At 60.4% G+C, this 21,608-nt stretch carries 17 protein-coding genes and 1 pseudogene; 6 read left to right on the forward strand and 12 right to left on the reverse strand.

Features of this window, described 5'->3' with window-relative positions:
* Positions 1-99 precede the first annotated feature (99 nt).
* Both NL528_RS32675 and NL528_RS32680 read left to right on the forward strand, forming a co-directional pair.
* Positions 100-2,523, forward strand: a complete 2,424-nt coding sequence (locus tag NL528_RS32675; RefSeq protein ID WP_309178482.1) for a DNA topoisomerase — start codon at positions 100-102, stop codon at positions 2,521-2,523.
* 395 nt (positions 2,524-2,918) lie between these two features.
* Positions 2,919-3,665 (forward strand): C13 family peptidase, encoded by a 747-nt coding sequence (locus NL528_RS32680; protein ID WP_309178484.1) that lies wholly within the window; start codon positions 2,919-2,921, stop codon positions 3,663-3,665.
* A 216-nt stretch (positions 3,666-3,881) separates the two neighbouring features.
* Here NL528_RS32680 and NL528_RS32685 read toward each other — a convergent pair whose 3' ends face one another.
* Positions 3,882-4,271, reverse strand: coding sequence for a hypothetical protein (locus tag NL528_RS32685; protein ID WP_309178485.1), 390 nt, complete (start codon positions 4,269-4,271; stop codon positions 3,882-3,884).
* 30 nt (positions 4,272-4,301) lie between these two features.
* Positions 4,302-4,982: a protein-L-isoaspartate(D-aspartate) O-methyltransferase gene (locus NL528_RS32690; RefSeq protein ID WP_309178486.1), complete on the reverse strand. Its 681-nt coding sequence runs from the start codon at positions 4,980-4,982 to the stop codon at positions 4,302-4,304.
* A gap of 581 nt (positions 4,983-5,563) precedes the next feature.
* Here NL528_RS32690 and NL528_RS32695 point away from each other — a divergent pair.
* Entirely contained in the window at positions 5,564-6,733 is a 1,170-nt protein-coding gene (locus NL528_RS32695; RefSeq protein ID WP_309178487.1) for a saccharopine dehydrogenase NADP-binding domain-containing protein, read from the forward strand.
* A gap of 210 nt (positions 6,734-6,943) precedes the next feature.
* Here the strand turns inward: NL528_RS32695 and NL528_RS32700 are convergent, their stop codons facing one another.
* Positions 6,944-8,023, reverse strand: coding sequence for a CapA family protein (locus tag NL528_RS32700; protein ID WP_309178488.1), 1,080 nt, complete (start codon positions 8,021-8,023; stop codon positions 6,944-6,946).
* 79 nt (positions 8,024-8,102) lie between these two features.
* Positions 8,103-9,122 carry an MBL fold metallo-hydrolase gene (locus tag NL528_RS32705; protein ID WP_309178489.1) on the reverse strand — a complete coding sequence of 340 codons (1,020 nt, stop codon included), beginning with the start codon at positions 9,120-9,122 and terminating at the stop codon, positions 8,103-8,105.
* A gap of 297 nt (positions 9,123-9,419) precedes the next feature.
* Between NL528_RS32705 and NL528_RS32710 the strand changes: the two genes are divergently transcribed.
* On the forward strand, positions 9,420-9,869 hold the full coding sequence (locus NL528_RS32710; RefSeq protein ID WP_309178490.1) for a YbhB/YbcL family Raf kinase inhibitor-like protein: 450 nt from the start codon (positions 9,420-9,422) through the stop codon (positions 9,867-9,869).
* Positions 9,870-10,030: 161 nt separating this feature from the next.
* Here NL528_RS32710 and NL528_RS32715 read toward each other — a convergent pair whose 3' ends face one another.
* A complete protein-coding gene (locus NL528_RS32715; protein WP_309178492.1) occupies positions 10,031-10,693 on the reverse strand; it encodes a phosphoribosyltransferase in 663 nt (220 codons plus the stop codon).
* Positions 10,694-11,677: 984 nt separating this feature from the next.
* On the opposite strand from NL528_RS32715, the gene NL528_RS32720 reads away from it, so the two are divergent.
* Both NL528_RS32720 and NL528_RS32725 read left to right on the forward strand, forming a co-directional pair.
* Positions 11,678-13,063: an IS1380 family transposase gene (locus NL528_RS32720; protein ID WP_309185101.1), complete on the forward strand. Its 1,386-nt coding sequence runs from the start codon at positions 11,678-11,680 to the stop codon at positions 13,061-13,063.
* Positions 13,064-13,271: 208 nt separating this feature from the next.
* Positions 13,272-13,487, forward strand: a pseudogene (locus tag NL528_RS32725) (tyrosine-type recombinase/integrase); the annotation flags it as partial.
* 164 nt (positions 13,488-13,651) lie between these two features.
* Here NL528_RS32725 and NL528_RS32730 read toward each other — a convergent pair.
* The 7 genes from NL528_RS32730 to NL528_RS32760 form a co-directional block, all read right to left on the reverse strand.
* Positions 13,652-15,289, reverse strand: a complete 1,638-nt coding sequence (locus tag NL528_RS32730; protein WP_309178493.1) for a molecular chaperone GroEL — start codon at positions 15,287-15,289, stop codon at positions 13,652-13,654.
* 44 nt (positions 15,290-15,333) lie between these two features.
* Positions 15,334-16,086: an iron-sulfur cluster assembly protein gene (locus NL528_RS32735; protein WP_309178494.1), complete on the reverse strand. Its 753-nt coding sequence runs from the start codon at positions 16,084-16,086 to the stop codon at positions 15,334-15,336.
* The gene (locus NL528_RS32740; RefSeq protein WP_309178495.1) at positions 16,083-17,099 is read right to left on the reverse strand and encodes an amidohydrolase family protein; all 1,017 of its coding nucleotides are present in this window, start codon (positions 17,097-17,099) and stop codon (positions 16,083-16,085) included. Before NL528_RS32740 ends, NL528_RS32735 begins: the two co-directional genes overlap by 4 nt.
* Before the next feature lie 91 nt (positions 17,100-17,190).
* Entirely contained in the window at positions 17,191-17,544 is a 354-nt protein-coding gene (locus tag NL528_RS32745) for an MmoB/DmpM family protein (RefSeq protein WP_309178496.1), read from the reverse strand.
* A 36-nt stretch (positions 17,545-17,580) separates the two neighbouring features.
* Complete coding sequence (locus NL528_RS32750; protein ID WP_309178497.1) at positions 17,581-18,666, reverse strand: aromatic/alkene monooxygenase hydroxylase subunit beta; 1,086 nt, start codon at positions 18,664-18,666, stop codon at positions 17,581-17,583.
* 72 nt (positions 18,667-18,738) lie between these two features.
* The gene (locus tag NL528_RS32755) at positions 18,739-19,779 is read right to left on the reverse strand and encodes an FAD-binding oxidoreductase (protein ID WP_309178498.1); all 1,041 of its coding nucleotides are present in this window, start codon (positions 19,777-19,779) and stop codon (positions 18,739-18,741) included.
* Positions 19,780-19,901: 122 nt separating this feature from the next.
* Positions 19,902-21,572, reverse strand: a complete 1,671-nt coding sequence (locus NL528_RS32760) for an aromatic/alkene/methane monooxygenase hydroxylase/oxygenase subunit alpha (protein WP_309178500.1) — start codon at positions 21,570-21,572, stop codon at positions 19,902-19,904.
* Positions 21,573-21,608: the final 36 nt, after the last annotated feature.

Genomic DNA, 21,608 nt, shown 5'->3' on the forward strand with positions numbered 1-21,608 from the left:
AGGCAAGGTACACACTTCAAATCAAACGCAGCTTGCGCACTTTCGATGTTCGCTATATGTTCTCATACTGTCGAATTTATTCTCCCAAACGAGCCCGACGTGCCTCAACAGATCGTCATCACTGAGAAGACCAGTCAGGCAAAAGACGTCCGCGCCGCTGTTGGTCCTCGCTACGGAGAGATTCTCCCGGCTGAGGGCCATTTATTCGACCTGCTTGAGCCAGAGGATGTTGTGCCGGCCTGGAAGCGGTGGTCGCCGATACTTTTGCGTCCCGAAGGTCTCTACGACACTTGCCCCGCAACGGGAGGGAACAAAGCCGCCAAGCTCAAAGCCCTTCGCGAGGCACTCCGCAGCGCCAAACGAGTTTGGCTCGCCACCGATTGCGATCGCGAAGGTCAGCTCATCGGTCAGGAAATTCTCGAGCATTACAAGTACCGCGGCGTGGTCATGCGGGTGCTGTTTACTGCGCAGGACCCGCAGACCATTCGCGATGCATTCGGCCGAGCAAAGCCAAATGCCGAGTACGCTCGTCTTTACGCAGCCGCCGTCGCGCGGCGGCAGGCCGACCAGATCTACAATCTATCACTTACCCGCACCGCGACCGTCCTCTTGGGAAAAGGTGCGCGGAGGGTCATAGGTGTTGGTCGCGTGAAGACGCCGACGTTGGCAATCGTTTGCAAGCGTGAGTTGGAAATCCGCGATTTCGTTCCACTGGCCTATTTTGAAGTTGTCGCCACCGCGAAAGTTGACGGAGGGCGATTCCAGATGCGGCACGCGCCGCAGGACCGGATCGTTCGGCGCGAGATTGCCGAGGAGGTCCTCAAAGCAGCCGAAGGCTTCGAGGGCGCGCTCGCCGTGCGCGTCGAAGATAAGCGTCAAGGACCGCCCAAGCTGCACGATTTGCCGTCCCTTCAGAAACTATGCAGCTCACGGTTCGGCTGGCCGGCCGGCAAAACGCTCGATGTTTCGCAGGAGCTCTATGATGGCCCGGGTAAGAAGATAATCACCTACCCTCGCGCCGAGGTGCGCTACCTGCCGCAGAGCCTTATCTCGGACGTACCACGGATGCTGGCCGGACTGCGGGCCCGCCAATCATTCAGCGCAATACCCCTGCCCGACCCGCCGGTCATCCGCAGGGGCGCGAGCGGCACGTTCTACGACAAGGGGCTGGAGGGCGCGAGCCATCACGCCGTCATTCCCAACGTCAACACGATCGACAAATTGCCGGAGATTTGGCCTCGTCTGTCGTCCGACGAGAAGAAACTGTTCGACGTCATCGCGCGGGCCTATCTAGCCGCGCTGATGCCTGACTTCCGCTACCGGCAGACGACCGCAACGCTTGACGTGCGCGGCTTCGAATTCCGCTCCGCCGGACGCCAGCCTATCGATCTCGGCTGGCGAGCAGCATTCCCGGAGTGGCAACCCGCCGATGAGAAGGGCGACGAGGCGCAATTACTGCCGCTGTTGCACAACGGCGAGACCGCGCAACTGCAGGATCCCAAAATTGAGGACAAGGAGACCCGACCGCCCCCGCGCTACAACGAAGGCACTTTGATCGAGGCGATGCAAAATGCCTGGCGCTTCGTTGAAGATGAGATTCTGCGGGACCGCCTGAAGGAAGCCAAGGGTATTGGCACCCCGGCAACCCGAGCCGAAATCATCGGCGGGCTGAAGAAGCAGGGTTTTCTTATTGCCCAGGGAAAGAATATTGTGCCAACCGAAACCGGCCTGTCGCTGTTCGGTATTCTCAAACAAGCTGATCCGGCACTGGTCGATCCGGGTGTGACGGCGCAACTCGAATGCCTGCTCGACGATGTCGTCGTCGGCAAACAGGAGATGGTCGGTGCTATTGACGCCGTGTGCGATGTCGCCGAACGCATCATCGGCAGACTGAAGGAGAGTGCCACTGCCGGAGGAACTCCGTTGCGTGGCGACGTAGTCGGCAACGGCGCGGCGGCGTATCCGCCGACGCCTGCGATGAAGCGCTTTGCCGACAGCCTTAGCCGGAAGGGCATCAAACCGCCGCCTGGCTACAAGACGTCGATTTCGATCTGCCGAAAATTTCTCAGCGATCACGCGCCCAAGAAAGCCGACGGTCAAGCGGCTGGGAGGCTCGACCCTAAACCGGCAAGCCCGGCACAGTTGTTGTACGCTACGAAGATCGCGCTCGGGAAAGGCGTCGTCATTCCCGACGAGGCCAAGGCCAACTCGGCTGCAATGGCCGCGTGGATTGACTCGAACAAGGGCACGAAGCGCCGCCAGAGCGGTCGCAAGACCGCCTACAAGCCGGCGAGATCAATTTCACCTCAATCGACGTCGCCGACGAAGAGATCTCGGAAATGCAAGGCTGATGCCGTCGAAGCGACTCCTGCTCTGCCAAATCTCGGAACAGGTACACCACTGCGAATTCCTTATGGCAACAAAGAGGTCGCTATGAAGCTGGGCGCCCGTTATGGCTCGACGGGATGGTACGCTCCGCCTGGAGTTGATCTCTCTGCATTTGGCGAGCGCGGGTGGCTGTAGCGCCGGCTGCTTTTGATAGTGACCCCAAAAGGGGTTTTCTATCGCCCCCAGTTTGCATCGGCAGCACAGGAACACTTTGCGTCCCGACGTGCCCCCCACAAATAGAGACACGCGTCGCGCAGCCAAAAATGTCAGAAATACCTGATTTAAATTGGCGCGCCATTCAGAAGCGCCGCTGCTGGATCCGATTCGAAGCGGCGTGGAGGACCACGTCGACCCACACCGAAACAACCAGAGGCCTCCCTGCCGGCCCTGGAGTGGCTCGCCGTGAAAAGATACAAGAAGGTCTGCTTGGGGCGTGAGAAGTGCCGTCCCGAGGAATGGAGACTGACCGTAATTCCGCAATTCCGTTTACGCTGCTCTGCTATGGTGGCGATCACGAAACGAGGCTCGCCATGATGTCCAAGTCTTGGATCAGCCGGCTCGGCGCGCCGCTCACGGCTTTTGTTTTGACCGTCGTGCCGTCGGTTCCGCCGGCGCACGCCGTTGAGGATGCTCGCAAGGTTAGCGTAGTGTCCTTCGGCCTCTTCGGCGATCAAGGCGTGTTTAAAAGTGAGGCGACCGGCGCAGCTCAGGTCGTAGCGAGCCGCTTCGGCAACGGCCAGATCAACGTGCAGTACAATTCGAAGAGGGGCGGAGGTGCAACGATCGAAGCACTGGCCATGTCATTGCAAGTGGCAGCCAAGGGGATGGACGCCGAGAACGATGTTCTGTTTTTGATACTCACCTCGCACGGCTCCACCGCCGGCCTTGCAGTCAAAGCAGGGCGGCGCACGCAAACGCTCACGCCGTCTAATCTCGCGGACATGCTGGCGCGGACGGGCGTGCGACACAAGGTGGTGGTCATCTCGGCCTGCTATTCAGGAGTCTTCATCCCTCGTCTCGCGAACCCCGATATGCTGGTCATCACTGCGGCCGATGCCGACCATCCATCGTTCGGCTGCCGGGACAAGGCCAAGTGGACCTATTTCGGCGATGCCTTTTTCAACGTCGCACTCCGGCGAGCTAAAGGCCTGAAGGACGCCTTTGTTGTTGCGCGCGCGCTCGTCCAGAAGCGAGAGCTGCGAGAGCACTTCGAGCCGTCGAGTCCCCGAATGGCCGGCGGCGCAAACGTGCAGCCATTGCTGATTGCGCGACCTTGAACGACCGGCCGCCTTCGCCGCCGACGCCTAGGTGTGCCGAAAACCTCGCCCGTATTGATCTGGTGACGGAATCGCGCCGCATTTCTGCTAATGGGGCACTTAGCTGACGTCGGTGTTTCGTCGAATGTCCGCTTCGCGCCAAGAGCTGCCCTCCCCGCGAGGTCGCATTTGACCCACAGCTGTCATGAAAACGCTCGCTGGAAAGGGTGCGCGTGCTCAATCACGTCGATATGGCTTGAACGAAAGAAAGGCGCCGAGCCCCAGGAGGACGATGCCTCCTGCAATGATCGCGCCGGTGATCTGGCCAATTCCGGCGGCAATCGCGGCGAGTCCGGTTGGAAAAAGCATTCGGGCAAGGCCACCCAGGACGAACAGCCAGCCAAGGACGGTCACAAGCACCGGCCATCCGTTCGTCCAGCGATTGTGAACGCGCACAATGGCAAGCCCAGCGACGAACAAGAGGATGCCTGACACGAAGATGAGCGCGGGGTCGCGGGAAACCAGTTCCGCCAATGTAGGGAACGAGCCAAAGTTCAGCAGCATGCCGGCGGCGATAGCGACAAGGGTGGGACCGATCAGGCCGGCGATCGTTTTCGAGGTGGTCATCTATGCTCCGTTACGGATGCATCACCGGGCTTATGATAAGCCGGGTTCAGTCCCCTCGAGTTGAGAGAATCGGACGGGCAGAATCTCTTTCATCGTCATTCTGCCGTTGGCGAGCTTCTCGGCCACAATGAGCTGCTGCGTATTGGGCAGGCCGGCCGGTATCACCATTTTCCCACCCGCTTTCAATTGGTGGATCAGCGGAGGAGGAATCAGATCGGGAGCGGCCGTTACGATCACCTTGTCAAAGGGGGCGTGCTCTGACCAACCGTGATAGCCATTGGCAATCTTGAGTTCGACATTGCTGCAGCCCTGCTGTCGGAGTCGTTGTTTCGCCGCTTGACCAAACTCTTCGATTATTTCAACGGAGTATACCCTGCGGGCCAGCTGCGCGAGGATAGCGGCCTGGTAGCCAAGACCGGTACCGATTTCGAGAACGCTGTCGTCGGCCTTGATGTCGAGCAGATCGGTCATTAAGGCGACGACAAATGGCTGCGAGATGGTCTTCGCGAAGCCGATTGGAAGTGGAATATTGTCATACGCGTAGTGCTGAAGTTCGATTGGCACAAATTCGTGCCGCGGCACCTTGCCCATGGCCGTCATGACGCGTTCGTCTAGCGCATTCTTGCCGATCGCGTCGCGCAGCTCAAAGGCGCCGGCGGCGATGACCGCAAGCATGTGCTTACGCAGGGGCTCAAGATCTTCTGTTCGCATTGGTAACCTTCACGGGCACGCGATCGGAAAGCTTGCCCGAACTGATGTTCCAGCCGTTTGCCGCGGCTCACGCCGGCATTGCGCATGGGCGGTGCACCCGCGCCCGCCCAGCCAGGCTGTTGCAGCCGGCCACCGCCACGACCACTCTCGCGGGCAACGCGGCGGAGGTTCCTCAAGTGGAACTCTATCGCCGATGACACGCTGAAGACATTGCAAGTCCATTGAGGACAACGAGACGCCTTCAAACGGGCGGGAAGATTGTACAATCTCGACAGCTGCCCTTGAAGCGGGACCTGCCGAAATCTTTGTGGCGGAACGGGCAGCGACCATGCCGTCGGCAGGCATTTTACTAGCAATCCGGCGCCGCTCCTTTGCTCGCGCTGCCGGCATTTACATTTCGCAGGCTCGCGCTGCTCCTGCAGCGCGGAACGCTTTGGTGAAAGCAACGGAAGATCACAATGAGCTGGTCCTGTATCCCGAGATGGAAGTTCACTGATAGCTGCGGAAGACCTCGAAGCGTACAGAGCGATTGCACACGGATCTGAAGATAGCGCTCCCGGGTCTCGAGGAGGACCAACGTCGTGAAGCGGGACTTCGACCTCATCGTCTATGGCGCGACGGGTTACACCGGCCGTCTGATCGCCGAATATCTGGCGACGTCCTATCGCGGCGACGATGCTCCGTCCTGGGCGATCGCTGGACGCTCGACCGACAAGCTCCAGAAGGTGCGTGCCGACATCGGCGCACCAGACGATTTGCCTTTGGTTAAGGCGGATGCCGCCGAGCCGGCCAGCCTGCGTTCGATGTGCGAGCGTGCGGCCGTGATCATCACGTCGGTCGGGCCTTATCAACTCCACGGTCCCGAGCTTGTGGCGGCCTGCGCGGCCACGGGCACGGCCTATGTTGATCTGTGCGGCGAACCGGCTTGGATGCGGCGCATGATCGACGCCCATCACGAAGAGGCGAAACGGACCGGCGCGCGCATCGTCTTCTCCTGCGGCTTCGATTCCATCCCGTTCGATCTTGGCGTGCTCACGTTGCAGGAGAAGGCGCGCGAGAAATTCGGACGCCCGGCGCGGCGGGTCAAAGCTCGCCTGCGTAACGTGAAAGGCGGCATGTCTGGCGGCACCGCGGCGAGCGCTCAGGCGACGTTGGCCGCCGCCGCGCGCGACCCGGCGCTGATCCGGCTGCTGACCGATCCCTTCGCGTTGACGCCGGGGTTCACCGGGCCGTCTCAGCCGTCGGGCCTCATCCCCCATTACGACCCGAGCATGAACGCGTGGCTCGTGCCGTTCCCAATGGCGCCGATCAACACCAAGAACGTGCACCGCACGAATTTCCTGTTGGGTCATCCCTACGGCACGGACTTCGTTTACGACGAGATGATGGTCGCGCCGGGATTTGGGGAAATCGCTCGCGTGTCGACGGAGACGTTCGCCACGATGGTTTCCTTGTTCAGGACCGGCGGCCTCAAACCCGGCGCAGGCCCGACTCGGGAAGAGCGCGAGAAGGGCTTCTACGACATCCTCTTCCTGGGCGAGCTGCCGGATGGCCGACGGGTCGAAGCGGTAGTTACGGGCGACCGCGATCCGGGCTACGGCTCGACCAGCAAGATGATCGCCGAGAGCGCTCTCTGCCTCGTGCGCGACGTGCAGGGCGAGGGCGGCACCTGGACGCCGGGCGCGCTGATGGGGCCGACGTTGCGCGAGCGTCTGAAGGAGCGCGCCGGCCTCACCTTCAGCGCGCGTTGAGGTAACGCTCGGAACTGCAGCGGCGTGCTGGATTACGTGGATCGTAACCAACGAAAGCGCGGCTTGGCGAGCGCGAGCCTCAAATCCGGTTCAATGGCCGCATCTGTGAAGGTTTTCGGATGCCAGCCCATGAAGGTGGCGCGGCGCACTCGGGGGCCGGCGTCCGCAAACATTCACAAAAGCGGTCCACGGGAGGTATTGTGACCAGAGTTAGGTCCCTGCCCTAGGCCTGATAACTACAAGCTGCCGTTCGGAATCAGGAATGACCCTTGTTCCGAACTGCTGACATCTCCCATCCAGTGTCTGCTGGATCCATTCGATGTCCCGCCACGATGGAATGGAGAGACGAAAGTTCTTGATCTGCAGGGGAACCAGTTTGAGCGCATGGAGGCTTCCGTTGGTCGGATCCAGGTCGGCGAAATACATCAAGGCCAGGTCGTCCCGGTAGCGCTCGTAACCATGGATCCCCTCATAGTCGTTCAGAAAATCACCGCAGCCATAGAGAATGAGGCGGTCCCGATAGATTTCGATCGCTCTCGGATGATGCGAAGAATGCCCGTGAACGATCGACACGCCTGCCTGGTCGATGAGGGCCCGGGCCAAAATCTTCTGCTCATCCGGGATGTGATATCCCCAATTGGATCCCCAATGGATCGAAACGACGATGAGATCGCCCGGCCGCCTGAGCGACATGACCCGGTCAGCGACCTCCAACGCGCTCGCCTCGCACAGGTCAGGCAGCAAGTTGACACCTGGAGCGTCGGGTGTCGCAGCCCACTCGAGCGGGATGCCGCTCGATGTCGATCCAAACGAAAAGATCAAGAGCCGCGCTTTGCCAACGTTCAGCACCGCGGGTGCACGCGCTTCGTGATCGTTGCGTCCTGCGCCCGTCGCCTTGACGTTGAGTTTCTGCAGAGTCGTCAGGGTCTCCAGCAAGCCGGCGCGGCCCCAATCAAGCACATGGTTGTTGGCCAATACACAGCAGTTGATCTTGGCCGCCGCTATACATTCTGCATTCTCGGGGCTCACGCGGTAGTTGATGCCCTTGTTCACGCGGTCGTGGCTGCGGGTTACGGCCGTTTCGAGATTGATGATCCGCGCGTCCGGCTGCATGCGCTCCAACTGGCCCAGTGCAGCGCCCCAAACGTAGGACGACCCGTTGCGCCGCGGAATGGGCCCGTTCGCCTGCTCGGCGAGCAGCACATAACCCTCCGCCGATCGTTCGTAATCTTCGTAAATTTCGGGGCTGCAGGGATGCGCCAACACCTGGTCGATGCCGCGGCCGCACATGACATCTCCGCATAAGAAGAGTCGCACCGATTTCCGATGCCCAGCCGGCAAATGTCTTTCCTCGGGCATGAAATACCACTCAGGTTTTTGCGTCAGGTGTGGGATCCCTGAACGCCGTCATCACCTCTGCCAGCAAGCGCTCCTGCGCTCCCGCATAGCGCGGAGAGAAGTGAAACGGCTCGACGCGGCGCACATTGGCTTCCCGCGCAATTTCTCCCGCAGCCGTGGTTGTAAGATGGGCCCGGTCCCTCGCCAATGCGGCGTCCGCCCCCGCAAATGCCGCCTCAATGAAGAGGATATCCGCATTCTGAACGAGCGCCACGATGGCGGCACGATTGGCCGGCGTGTCGGTGACATCGGTAACATAGGCAATCTTCTGACCGGCAGTGACCGTCAGGAGGTCACGCAGGCTGCCGAGCCGCTCGAGGCGACCTTCCGAAGTCGCAGCTCCATCGATCGGTATCAAATAATCGTCCGGACGGCCTTCCACAACGGCCTGCTTGAGCCACCGCAGCCACGGCCCGACAGGAAGCCCGCGCTCGGACAAGCGATTCTTCCAAATATTGACATGGGCCGCTCCCTGCAGGGCAAAGCCGAGGCAGGGCGTACGATGCTCGAGGATGGCGGCTGAGACGCGGCAGGTCCGTTCGTCACAGAGTACGCCGTCAAGAGTTGTTTTCGACGCCGACGGTTCCCCGGCAAAAGCCCTCTTCAACCGGAACTGCCTGGTAGAGATGGAGTTCGCCGTCTCAAGCTCGCTCACAACGAAGACTAGATCGGGGCCGTAGCTCTCGACCAGGTTCCATCGATAGGCCTGAAGCTTGTGATAGACGCACTCGGCAAAGCCGGCCGGGCCGTAAAGGTGTACTGTTTTCTCGTGTCCCACAAGCAAACGGAGCAGATGATCAAAGCCAATGAAATGATCGATATGCGCATGCGAGACGAAGATCTGGTCGACGCGTCGTATCTTCCGCGGTGACAGTGAAGCGATTTCTCCGAGATCGAACAGCACACTGTGTATTTTGAACAGCGTCTCCACATAGACCGTCGGGTCGCCGTAGCGACCGTTGACCAGGCTCGGATGGAAGATCGGTCGCATGGCAAACTATTCTGCAGCAGGTTTTTCACGCGTCTTGTGCGCCATTCTACCTTCACTGGCCAAGGAACCCTCCTTTGTACACCGGGTTGATTTTGGTCAATGCTCCATGAACTTTCAGATTTAAGCAGACTTTTGGACTCCGCACCGGCAAGATCGAACTACGGCTCTGCAATCTGATCACGCTCGTTCGGCTACGCGACGAGGTACGGCAATCGATGCTCGCTCGCTGGCCGAGGCGGATCTGGAAGGGCACGTCAAGCCCGCGCCGATGCCTCCTGCAGCCTGATGGAGAGAGCCATGAAACTTGTTTCAAGCGCCTTCGCCGATGGTGCAGCAATTCCGCGACGCTTTACCTGCGACGGCGAAAACCTCTCGCCACCCTTGCAATGGTCCGGCGCGCCTGCAGGGACGCGCAGTCTTGTCCTGCTCTGCGATGATCCCGATGCGCCCGCCGGAACATGGCATCATTGGGCGGTCTACGATATTCCTCCGACCGTAACGGAGCTTGCGGAGGGGGCCGGGCAGAACACAAAGAAAAAGCTGGCCTTCAACGATTTTCGGAAAGCGGGCTATGGCGGCCCTTGTCCGCCGCACGGCCATGGGCCACACCACTATCACTTCCGGCTTCTTGCCCTCTCGACGGATCATCTTCGGGCACAGGCCAATGCGTCCTGCCGTGACGTCGAGCGGGAAGCACGCAAATTTGTGATCGCGGAAGCGATCCTCGTCGGTTGGTATGAGAGATAGCCGCTTACGGCTAGGCCAATTCGGGATCGGGATTCGGTCTGCGGCTGCGGTACTACACTGAGATCGGTCCTCTCCAGCGCAGCAAATGGGCGGTGGCGTCCATCAGCCAGGCCCGGGCCGTACCTTACCTGGTCCGTGAGCAACACGCTCGGCATCGGCTCTCACGGCGCTTGCGCCGGCTTGATCGCAGGAAATCGTTTGAGAATAGCGATAACCTCGTCGTCACTGATCTGCCGAAAATCGCGGTAAAAATATCCAATCGCGCCAAGATCCCGCGGCGTTTCCAGGCAAACGATTGCATCCACTTCGGAATGCAGCTTCTCGACGGTATCAACCGGCGCCACGGGCACCGCGAGCACCAGTTCCTTCGGCTCCCGCTTGCGAACGGCTCTTATTGCTGCAAGCGTCGTTGCGCCGGTCGCAATCCCGTCATCGACGATGATCGCCACTTTCCCTTTTACTTCTGACCTTGCTCGACCGCCCAGATAGCGTTGACGTCGCCGCTCTATTTCGGCGTGCTCCTCGCTGCAGACCTTTTGGAACGTTCGCTCGCTCACGCCAGATAACTCGATAACGTCATTGTTGCGAATGACGGTCGGCTTATCGCCGTCCACGACGGCCCCCATCGCAAGTTCCGGCTGGCTTGGCAGACCGATCTTGCGGACAAGTATCAAATCAAGTGGAGCATCGAGAGAGGCGGCGATTTCCGCCGCGACCGAAACGCCGCCTCTGGGAAGCGCCAGGACCACGGGGTGGCGGCTCCTGTACTTGAGAAGTTCCTTCGCCAACTTCCGACCGGCATCGGTTCTGTTCTGAAACGGCATGACGGGCGACCCTTGCAAGGTCCTACATTATCGGCCCCGACAGGCATATTGTTGATTAGCACCAAACCGGCCGCGGCCTCAATTGGTCATGGCGCTTTCCACGTTTGATCAGCAAAACCAAGCCGTGGACGAAGATGCTGAGAACAACAGCGCGACTGCACTCACTCGTAAGGTAAGCTTTCTGAGCCGGCCGGAGAGCTACAAACCGACAGCCGACAATGTGGTAGTGCGAAACACGCCCAAAGCCGCAAACTGATAAGGATTTCAATATTTGCTCATTTGCTTATCAGTGTGAACTGACTCCATTTCTACTCATTCCTTATCAGTTACGAGATGGCTATTGCATTTGAACGGCCGCTTTGCGCTGCCAGAAGCGGCCGCTCAAGCGCTCTACGAGAGCCAGACTCCTGCTTGATCGTTATAAATAGCACGCTCGCGGTAGAGCGACGCGGAGGGTGGAGTGGCGGAGGAGCCCTCATGCTTGTTCGCCCTGTAGGGAGAAAACAACGACCTTGGAACAAGGGATTGCTTATCGGACGGAAGAAGCCTCTCGAACCGAAGCACGTTTTGATCTATTCGTGTTCGTCTAGAAATCGCCCGATCACGGCGTGACCTTGTCATCTTCAACCTAGCCGTCGACAGCAAGCTTCGCGCCTGCGATCTGGTCAAACTTCGATTGGACGACATTTGCTCAGGAACAAAGGTGCGGCATCGAGCGACGATTGTTCAAAAGAAGACCGGTCGACCAGTCCAGTTCGAGATCACGGAGCAATCGAGGAGCTCCGTTGAAGCCTGACTGCCAATGCTCCGAATCACTGGTTCCCGATTTCTCTTCCCAAGTCGACTTCATGCAAGGCTCCACATATCAATCCGCCAATAAGCACGGCTAGCCCGGATATCTCACACAGTTGAGCGCAACGGAGCGCCGAATCAGCGAAAGTTGTTGTGCCGCAACCACTTTCCGATGATTCGAGGAGCGCCCCGATGCCGACAGAGTGTAGCGCAGAACTGTTCGAGTTTGCACCCGTAGCAAGCCGTCCGGTGATAGCGGGTTTTGATGGTGGAGCGATCACGTCGGACGCCGGGGCGCTGCTGTTGGGCGCAACCGATCGGGCGATCGGGCTGGTTGGTCGGTTTGCCGAATGCTTCATCGATCGGCGGCACCCCCGGCTCGTCGAACATCTTGTACCGACGCTGGTCGGGCAGCGGGTCTTCGGGATTGCGCTCGGTTACGAGGACATCAACGACCACGACGAGCTGCGGCACGATCCGGTGATGGCGGTGCTGGCGGGCAAGCTGGCGGCCCGGCGGGGGGACTGCGCACCGGTGGCCGGCAAATCGACGCTGAACCGACTGGAGCTGAGCCGGGATGTGGCGACGCGTTACCACAAGATCGCGCACGATCCGTCGGCGATTGAAGCCTTGTTTGTCACGCTGTTCCTGGAGGCGCACAAGACGGCGCCCCAGGAGATCGTCCTCGATCTCGACGCGACCGACGATCCGCTGCATGGGCACCAGGAGGGGCGGTTCTTCCACGGCTACTACGACTGCTACTGCTATCTGCCGCTGTACATCTTCTGCGGCCGTCACTTGCTGGCGGCGAAGCTGCGGCCCGCCAACATCGATGCCGCGGCCGGTTCGGTCGAGGAGATCGCCCGGATCGTGGCGCAGATCCGCGCGCGCTGGCCGCACACGCGCATCATTCTGCGCGCCGACTCGGGCTTTGCGCGCGACACGCTGATGAGCTGGTGTGAGGCCAATGGGGTCGACTTCATCTTCGGGCTTGCCAGGAACGTCCGTCTTGCGCGCACGATCGAGGCCGAATTGGCCGAGGCCCGCGACGAGAGCCAGGCGAGCGGGGAGCCGGCGCGCCGCTTCAAGGAGCTGATCTGGTCGACCCGCAAGAGCTGGAGCCGCAAGCGGCGGGTCATCGTCAAGGCGGAGTGGACGAAAGGCGAGGCCAATCCGCGCTTCATCGTCACCTCGCTGACCGGCGCCGATGGCGAGGGCCGGCATCTCTACGAAGCAGTCTACTGCGCCCGCGGCGAGATGGAGAACCGCATCAAAGAATGCCAGATGGACCTGTTCGCCGATCGCACCTCCACCGCCACCATGAAGGCCAACCAGTTGCGGCTTTACTGCGCCTCGATGGCCTACGTGCTGATCGAGGGCCTACGTCGCATCGCTCTGCAGGCGACCGACCTGGCCGATGCCAGCTGCGGCACCATTCGCCGCAAGCTGTTCAAGATCGGCGCGCTCGTCACCATCAGCGTTCGCCGCATCAAGTTCGCCATGGCGTCCGGCTGTCCCTACAAGGCCGTCTTTGCCACTGCACATCAGGCTCTCATCGCTGCCGCCAACACGAGCTGAGCCGCGGGCCTCGCCGACATCGCCGAGGTTGGCCCACAACGGGACCGGCGCGCCCAGATTTACCCGCATGCCGCGCACGACCAAACCCAGACTCGCTTGCCGCGAGCCGCTTGGCCATAACCGCCCCTCCACCTAACCAGAGGCCGCGACAAGGCACCGCTTGACGCCGTACCCCGTGCCTTATCAATGGTGGTGTGAGATATCCGGGCTAGTGCATCGCTGGGTTGAAAGTATCGGCTTGGAGTCAACCGCTTTTGGCACGCACTCGATGCGACGCACGAAGACTGCCCGGATCTATCGCAAGACTGGCAACCTGCGCGCTGTGCAACTCCTACTCGGCCAAACGAAGCTAGAGAGCACCGTCCGTTATCTCGGGATCGAGGTGGATGACGCTCTAAATATCGCCGAGCAGATCGAGCTCTAATCGTCGACCACTGGCATCCTGCCGGTGGTCGCTTACGCGCCAGAAGCGGCCATCGCTTCCCGCGTATTGACGAGATTGTAGAATGGCGCGCTCGCGCGCGTGTTTCCTTTGCCGCAACTAATGCCGCGACCAGTACCGTCTCTCGTCTTGATCAGCCGCGTATTTCAGGCTCGGCCGAGAAGCTCTGCTCCGCCGCCCCGCGCCGGTGCCGCCGTCGGATCAAAATCGTCCGGCTTCTTGGCTATCAACGTCTGCGTCGTGAGAATTAATCCCGCTACCGATGCCGCATTGCGCACCGCGCTATAGCTCACCTTGACGGGATCGATGATGCCGGCCTGGACTAGATCAACGAGGCCTCCTGTGCGGGCATCGAGGCCAACGCCATTAAGCGATTTTGCCACCTTGTTGACGTAGGTCTTGCCGTCCAGACCGCAATTGGCGGCAATCCGGAAAAGCGGTTGCATCAGGGCCTGCTGCAGAAGTTCTGCGCCTTGCCGGGCGCTGCCGGTGAGGCTGGCGATCAGCGGATCCAGTGCCGGCGCAGCACGCACCAGGGCGACGCCGCCGCCCGGCACGACACCCTCTTCGAGCGCGGCGCGCGTGGCGTTAATCGAATCCTCGATCAATTGCACACGTCGCTTCTGCTCGACGGGAGTTGCGCCGCCGGCGAGAATGATGGCCGTACCGCCCGCGAGCTTTGCCAGCCGCTCCTGAAACTTGTCGCGCTCGATGTTCTCCGGCGCGGCGTCATATTGCCGCTTGATCTGTTCGCGCCGGGCGTCGATGGCAACTTGATTGCCATTGCCTGCGGTGATCAGCGTTCGTTCAGCCGAGATCCGCACCTGGCGCGCGCTGCCGAGATCGGCGAATCCGCACTTGTCGACACTGCCACCGAGATCGCGGGCGATGACCTTTCCCCCCGTCGTGATCGCGATATCCTCAAGCAGGGCCTTGCGCCAGTGTCCGTATTCCGGTGGATGAATGGCCGCAACCCTGAGCTGGTCGCGCTCGCGCCGTGCCAGCATGTCGATGATGCAGGACGGGGCCACCTCATCGGCGATCAGCAGCAGCGGCCGTCCGCTCTTCGCTATCAATCCATAAGCCGTCGTCAACTCGGCTGGCGACAGGATCTTGTGGTCCGTCATCAGAATGTAGGGATTATCGAGCACGACCTGCATCCTCTCGACATCCGTCACCATGTGATGGGACAGATAGCCGCGGTCGAACGCCATGCCCTCGACAACTTCCAGGACGGTGTTGACGCCGATGCCAAATTGCACGTCGACGATGCCCTGCGCCCCAGCCCGTTCAAAGGCTTCAGCGACAAGATTTCCAAGCGCGACATCGTTGGCGGCAACGCGTGCGATCGCCCGCACACCCTCGCCGCCCTGTAGCTGCTTTGCCTCTCGTTTCAGGGTTGCGATGGTCGCCTCGACGGCCGCTTCGATGCCATGAACCAGTTCCACCGGATTGGCGCCACCAGCGAGGCACGCAAGCCCCTGCTGAACAAGCGCATCCGCCAGCACCGTCGCTGTCGTGGTGCCATCGCCGGCGACCTCGTTGGTCTGCCGGGACACCTCGCGCACGATCTGCGCGCCCATATTCTCGAACGGACATTCGAGTTCGATCTCGTCGGCTATGCTTACGCCGTCGCGGGAGACGATCGGCGTGCCGATCGGTCGATCCATGATCGCGTTCATACCCTGCGGTCCCAGCGTCGCCGCGACAGCCCGCGCCAGTTTTGCAACCCCGCGGCCCAGGGCCTCGCGCGCGGCTTCGTCGTGCAGCATCATCTTTGGCATTGATTTCCTCCCGATTTTTGTTGCCGTTGGCTTCCGGCGCCCCGCTAAGACGGATTCACCTTGGGACGCTCGGGCAAAGGGGTCGTCATGTCGAAGCGCGCCGACAACAGGCCACGGCACAAGGCGCCGTTGAACTCGGCGTTGACACCGACGCGCCGCAGGCCTCTGACATAAACCTCGAGGCCCTCGGCCGGGAGACGCCGCCCCTCCGCCGACAGGAATGCCGGCGCATCCGGGCTGCACGGTCCAACGATCTCGCGCCGCTCCAGATAGCGCCCCACCAGGTCTTGGCCTTCCTTTTCGACAACCAGCGCCTGGACATCGGCAAGGATCATCGTGACGAGTTGTTCCGCCGTGTAACCCCGAGCCATCAGCTGACTCAGCAGTGCTTCCTGGCGGCGCTGAAACGCCTTCAGGAGAAAGGTGCGACGCACTTCACTCAAATCTGCGGTTGCCTCGCTGCCGAAGGTTTCCTGGAACGACAGGCCCTGCGAAATACCGCAGTTGATCTTGTCGGCATACATGTGCTCGCCAAGAACGACGCTCGCACCGCGAACCCATGGCAAGGCGCTCACGGCCGCACGCATATCGTCCGCCATCATGAAGGCGAAGTTGGCGGCGCACCAATAGGTCGGTAGACGGAACTGGATGTGGACATGGTCGATGGCATCCACCTCCACGCTAGTGACGAAGCCGAGTTCTGTCACCGACTCGTCGAGTTCCGGGTCGGTCACATGGTGTAGCCGATCCCAGATCTCGGACGTACGACCGGCATATGGTCCGCTGGCAACGGTCATGATGCGGCCGCCAGAGGAGCCATCAGCTTCTGCTTCTGCGCCGTGATATCGACGTCGTAGAGGCGCGCCGCATTCAGCCCAAGAATTTTCTTCTTCGCGGTCAGCGACAACGACACGCCGGTCTCCCTGGCCACATCGTCCGGCAGCTCGAAGGCCATGAATTTCTCGATCAGCCATTTCGGCGTCCAGATGCCGTAATCGCTGCCGTAAAGCAGCTTATCCTCGCCGAGCCAGAACAGCAGCTCGGAAATGACGTGAGCAAAATAGCCCGGCCGCGTATGAATGAACGGCAGCGCGACGGCAAGACCGCCATAGACGTTGGTCTCCTGCGTGGCGATCCAGCAGAAATCGTCCAGCCGCGGCAGGCCGCAATGCTCGATGATGAAGTTCAGGTTCTGGAAGGATGTCGCGACATCATCCACGTCGGCGACATCGAAGGCGTCGCGGTTCAGGGGCAAAATCGTCGGCCCCTTATGAACATGAATGTTCTTGATTCCGAGCTTCTCTGCTTCTTCCAGGAACCGGTAGGACGCCGGATCGGTCAGCTTGTAGCCTTTGGAGTCTCCCTTCCATTCGGCGGTATACAGCTTGACGCCCTTCAGGTGGTATTTCTCCGCGTCGGCGCGCAGCTGATCGAGGCCTCGCTCGCCGTCCCGCGGATCGAACGCGCCATTGATGATGAAGCGGTTGGGATAGGCCTTCTTCATCGCATAGTTGCGCTCGATGTTGTTGAAGCCCTTCTTGTAGAAGTCGGACAGGTAGGTCGATTGCAAGATCGCCATATCGTCATAGCCATGCACAAAGAGATCGTCGTGCATGGTCTGCGCATCGTACTTTTCAAACTTCTCCTTCGGCCACAGCCATTCCTTCGGGCTGAGATTTGAGTGATAGGCGTAGAAGCAATCGATGAATTGCTTGCCGTGTACATTCTTTTGGTTTTGCGGGCTGCCGTCCCAGAAATGAGTATGCCCGTCGATCACAAAGATCTCTTCGCCGTCCTTGGTCTTAAACATGTTGTTTCTCCCCTATCCTGATTTTCACCCGGCCCATGCGGTGTTGCCGGGCGAGCCAATCGATGCCGCGTCAGCTAGTCGCCGTGAACGCCTATTCGTAAGCAAGGGCATCGTTCATGTCGCCGAATAGCGCGACGGTGTTGTCGTCGATCATCACCATCCTGCCGTAGTGCGTTGAGGTCGAAATCTCGAACAAATGCGGGGTCATGACGCGGCCGAGCGCCTCGGAAATCTCCGCCATGTCGAACAGGATTTTGCCGTTACCATCGATCCGGATCATCGCCGGCATATAGGTGACGGTTATTCCGGCTTTGTCCGCCATGACCTCGGCGATGACGCGCGCCTCGACGCTGTCGTTCATGGTCACACCGCATTGATGGGAAATCGTCCCCTCGAAACGGACGTCCTTCATCGATTTGAAAATGTTGGCCTGGTGTTGGGACATCGCTGCCTCCTTCTCTGTTGACGGGATTGCGGGTTGTTAGGCGGTGAGCGAAGCAGGCGCCCGGATACCGACCTCGGTGGTGATGGTCTTGATACGGTTCTTGGCGGCCGCCAGCGCATCGGCAAAGCTGGATACCTTCGCCCGTGGCTGCGACCAGATCGGCTGCAGATTCTTCGCGGCCTCGAGCGCAAGCGCCCCATGCTCGGCGAGCCAACCGTTGAATACGCCCTGGTTGTGAGCCGCGAACTCCGGCTCGTGGGCCAGGATATGGAACAGCTCCACCGCATTGGCGAGATTGCGCTCATAGTCGGCCTCGGCGGCCGAGACCACCGCCGGCGTGATGAAGTCGCCCTGCGCGGCAGCCAACTGCATGATGAAGCCGCTGCGGAACAGTTCGCCGACGAGCGGCTCGAACACCAGATTGATCGCGAAGTATTGTTCGAGATAATCGGTCGCGCCCATGATCGACTCGACGGACTTGCGCGTGCCCTGCCAGACCGGATCCTCCAGCCAGTGCTTCTTGCCCGCCGCGGTATCGAGGGTCGGACCGATGTCGATCCCCAGCTCGGCCAGATAGAGCGTGAGATCCTGGGCAAAGCGCAGCTTGTAGGAGGAGTTGGTCAACACGGCATTATTGATCATCTGGGTATAGCCGTAACGCTGCGCCTGCATCGTCGCGGTCCCCAGGCCGAATTCGGCATGTTTGTAGGCGCCGAGGTGATCCTGCAGAACCTTGATCCAGGTCTTGTCGAAGCGCGATGCCGCGCCGGACTTGCGACCATTATCGATCACGTTCTGGATCATGCCGCAGATTGTCGATTGACGCTGGTAATGGGTGCGCTCCCACTCCTGATCGATGGCGCGGAACTTGTGCCAGTTCGAACTTTTGGCGGCGGTCGAGTCTTTTGAATAGGCTGGGCGTCCGTCGCCGAAGGAGATGATCCAGTCCTGCAACAAATAGCGTTCCGGGTCGGGCTGAACGTCGACGGTCATGTCTTCATAATGCGTCGCCTTGCGGCCTTTCGGTTCGTAGTAATTGTACTTCCGGCTTTCGGAACCGGCGAAGATTGCCGCACCCGCGGCTCCCGACTTCTGTGGTGCAGTTTGGACTTGAGCGCTCATGGTATCCTCCTCGGATTTCTTGGTTGTCGTCGTATGTGGTCCTGAGTGTGGTCTGGGCTTGTTCAGGCGTTCTCATCGCGTAGGCTGTGTGAACTTGTCGAAGTAGATACGATCCGGCTCGACCCCGGCCATCTGCAGAACCGGCAGAACGGCGTCGATCATCTGCGGCGGACCGCACGAATAGCTGTCGATCTCGCCGGCCAGTTGCTCTTGCCGAAGATGCCGGCCCACGGCTTCGTGGATGAAGCCGCTCTCGCCGTGCCACTCGTCGGAGGGCTGCGCGTGCGACAGCGCCGGAATAAATTTGAAGTCGGGAAGCTTGCTCGAGATGGCCGCCAACTCGTCCAGCAGGAACAGGTCCGCGCGCGTGCGCGCCCCATAGAAGAAACGGATCGGCCGCTGTTCGCCGCTCTCGATATGATCGGCGAGAATCGACCATAACGGCGACATCCCGGAGCCCCCGCCGACCAGGATCATGGGGCCGGAGCGCTCCTCGCGGCGAAAACACGTGCCATACGGTCCCTTGGCGATAAGCTTGTCGCCGGGCTTCAAGTCACCGTCGAGCAGCGAGGAGAACGCGCCATCGGGATATTTCTTGATGATGAAATGAAGCGTCGTCGGACTGTTGGGCGCGCTTGCCATCGAGAAGGCGCGCGTGATGCCCTTTTCCGGAACCGTCAGATCGACATACTGTCCGGCCCAGAAGCGCAGCGGCTTTTCGAGCTCGACCTCGAGCTGGCGGATATCGTGGGTCAGCGCCCGGACGCCGACGACCCGCGCATCGAATTCCTTGACCGCGATGGAGCGGCTCAACAGATCTTCGTCGTAATTCAGAAGTTCGACGGTCAGATCGCTGAAGGCGTGTGTCCGGCATAGCAGAACGTGGTTGGTCTCACTTTCATAATCCGGCAGCGCGAACGTCGAGTATTTGAGAAGCTCGATGTCGCCGTCGAGCAGGCGGGACTTGCAACTGCCACATTGACCTTCCTTGCAGCCGTGCATCAGGGAGATGCCCTGCCGGAACGCTGCATCGAGCACGGTCTCGCCCTCTTCAACTTCCATTTCGACGCCGAGCGGCTCGAAACGGACGGTATGAATTGCTGGTGCCGGCATGGGGTCTCCCTGGGATGGTTCCCAAAGCTCTTGGTGTTCCTGGTGCGGATCGACGGTGCCCGCTTGGGGTGGTCCGGGAGCCGCCTTGGCGGTTCCCGGTGCAGCGTCAGTTCGATGGAGCGTCAGTTGAACGGCCGGATCTTGAAGCCCTTGCGATATTCCGCGAGCGACTTCTCACGATCCGCCGGACTCAGTTCCCGCAGCAGCCGCAATGGGCTCTGCAGGGTGTGACCGCGCACATGGTCGAGCGTCCACATTTCCTTGTCGTCGAAGCGCAAATGCGGTTGCGGCACCAGCGTCTTGCCGTCCGGGCGAACGAAGCCGAGGTCCTTGATGGCGTCGGCGAGGTCCCAGCCGTGGTAGCAATCCTCCCACTCGCGCCGGCCGCTGAAGCGGCCCATCGCCGGCGTTGGACGGCCCTCGTACTCGGCCGCAAACGCCACCTTATGGGTCCAGGCACATTGCTTGGAGCAATAGGTGTAGACCTTGCCATCCACTTCGTCGCAAACGATGTCTTCGCGGATCAGGCACGGCACCATGCAGCTCCAGCACCGGTGCGGATAGACGTAGCCGTTCTCCTGGTCGAACAGGATGTTGGTCTCGCCCGGCTTGCTCTTCCTGCCGTACCATTTCCAGTAGTCGCCGAACTCGGCGTACCAGCCTGGATATTTGTGCTCGAACCACTCGAAATCTTTCTCGGTCTGCGCCTCGATGCGCCAGAAATTGACCGGCCAGCCAACGGAGAAGAACTGTGCAACCTTGTGGACGTAGTTCTTCTTGACGATGCGATCCCACGCTTCGGAGACGTCGTCATGGTGGATCTTGATGCCGTATTTCTCGAGCGGCAGCATGTAGGTCCGGTAGTAGTCTTCATAAATCCAGCGGTGCCAGAGCTCCGCATAGGATTCCTTGTTCTTGTCGCGATTGGTGGTGCCGTACTCGATGAACGTACCAATGGCGGCATCGACGATGGCGTGGTTCTGCCAGAACGCGTATTTCAGATCCCGCTCGAGCAAGAGATGGTTGTCGGGATTGTTGATCATCGACATCAGCATCGAATGACCGTTGCCGATATGGCGCGATTCGTCCGACTGCACCGACAGGAACACGGTCGGAAGCGCGTAGTCGCCGTTGCGTGCGGCCTCGGAGGGCATCGCGACAAAGAGCGTGTTGGTAAAGGCCGTCTCCGCGACGACCGTCAGATAGACGTTGGCCGAGGTGATGGCGTCGCCGGTGATGAAGCCTTCGGCGAACTGCCGGCCGATCGTGGTCGCATAGCACTTGCCGAACGCGGCTTCGGTGATGTCGAAGCCTGCCGGGTCGATGTAGTTCTCCATGTACCATTTCTTGAGGTTCATCTGGATCGTCGAATGCCGGAATTCGTCGACCATCTGCATGGTGAAGCCGGTACGTAGCTCCTCGCCGGGTGCAAGCCGCCCGACCATGGCCATCGAACGCGCCGCCGAAATCTCCGGGAACGGAATGATCGCCAGGAACAGCTTCATCCACTCGACCCAGCGCGGCTCGACATTGCGGAACATGTCGCCACGCAGCGCCGCATCGAGTGCGCCGTAAACGCGGTTGTCCTTTTCCTCCTGCATCGGGAAGTAGGACCGCAGGACCTGTTTCATCGGGTCCCTGGCGACTTTCGAGATCTTGTAGTCGGTCGGGAAGGTCATCGCTTCCTGAACGTAGCTCGGTGTCCAGCCGAGATCGGCGACGCGGTTCGCGGCCTCCGTAATACCGATACCCTTCTGTGCCGTTATCTTGTTGAGCGTGAGACTGGCCGTCATTTAGCTTCTCCCTATCTGTGGCGTTAGCGTCGCTTC

It is taken from the genome of Bradyrhizobium sp. Ash2021 (genome assembly GCF_031202265.1).
Lineage (GTDB): Bacteria > Pseudomonadota > Alphaproteobacteria > Rhizobiales > Xanthobacteraceae > Bradyrhizobium.

What these genes read in the sequence shown, in the direction of transcription:
- NL528_RS32755 (WP_309178498.1), bottom strand. Translation starts at nt 19,779, where the DNA reads ATGCCGGCACCAGCAATTCATACCGTCCGTTTCGAGCCGCTCGGCGTC.
- NL528_RS32730 (WP_309178493.1), bottom strand. Translation starts at nt 15,289, where the DNA reads ATGCCAAAGATGATGCTGCACGACGAAGCCGCGCGCGAGGCCCTGGGC.
- NL528_RS32760 (WP_309178500.1), bottom strand. Translation starts at nt 21,572, where the DNA reads ATGACGGCCAGTCTCACGCTCAACAAGATAACGGCACAGAAGGGTATC.
- NL528_RS32705 (WP_309178489.1), bottom strand. Translation starts at nt 9,122, where the DNA reads ATGCGACCGATCTTCCATCCGAGCCTGGTCAACGGTCGCTACGGCGAC.
- NL528_RS32710 (WP_309178490.1), top strand. Translation starts at nt 9,420, where the DNA reads ATGAAACTTGTTTCAAGCGCCTTCGCCGATGGTGCAGCAATTCCGCGA.
- NL528_RS32750 (WP_309178497.1), bottom strand. Translation starts at nt 18,666, where the DNA reads ATGAGCGCTCAAGTCCAAACTGCACCACAGAAGTCGGGAGCCGCGGGT.
- NL528_RS32690 (WP_309178486.1), bottom strand. Translation starts at nt 4,982, where the DNA reads ATGCGAACAGAAGATCTTGAGCCCCTGCGTAAGCACATGCTTGCGGTC.
- NL528_RS32685 (WP_309178485.1), bottom strand. Translation starts at nt 4,271, where the DNA reads ATGACCACCTCGAAAACGATCGCCGGCCTGATCGGTCCCACCCTTGTC.
- NL528_RS32745 (WP_309178496.1), bottom strand. Translation starts at nt 17,544, where the DNA reads ATGTCCCAACACCAGGCCAACATTTTCAAATCGATGAAGGACGTCCGT.
- NL528_RS32700 (WP_309178488.1), bottom strand. Translation starts at nt 8,023, where the DNA reads ATGTGCGGCCGCGGCATCGACCAGGTGTTGGCGCATCCCTGCAGCCCC.
- NL528_RS32715 (WP_309178492.1), bottom strand. Translation starts at nt 10,693, where the DNA reads ATGCCGTTTCAGAACAGAACCGATGCCGGTCGGAAGTTGGCGAAGGAA.
- NL528_RS32740 (WP_309178495.1), bottom strand. Translation starts at nt 17,099, where the DNA reads ATGTTTAAGACCAAGGACGGCGAAGAGATCTTTGTGATCGACGGGCAT.
- NL528_RS32680 (WP_309178484.1), top strand. Translation starts at nt 2,919, where the DNA reads ATGATGTCCAAGTCTTGGATCAGCCGGCTCGGCGCGCCGCTCACGGCT.
- NL528_RS32720 (WP_309185101.1), top strand. Translation starts at nt 11,678, where the DNA reads ATGCCGACAGAGTGTAGCGCAGAACTGTTCGAGTTTGCACCCGTAGCA.
- NL528_RS32735 (WP_309178494.1), bottom strand. Translation starts at nt 16,086, where the DNA reads ATGACCGTTGCCAGCGGACCATATGCCGGTCGTACGTCCGAGATCTGG.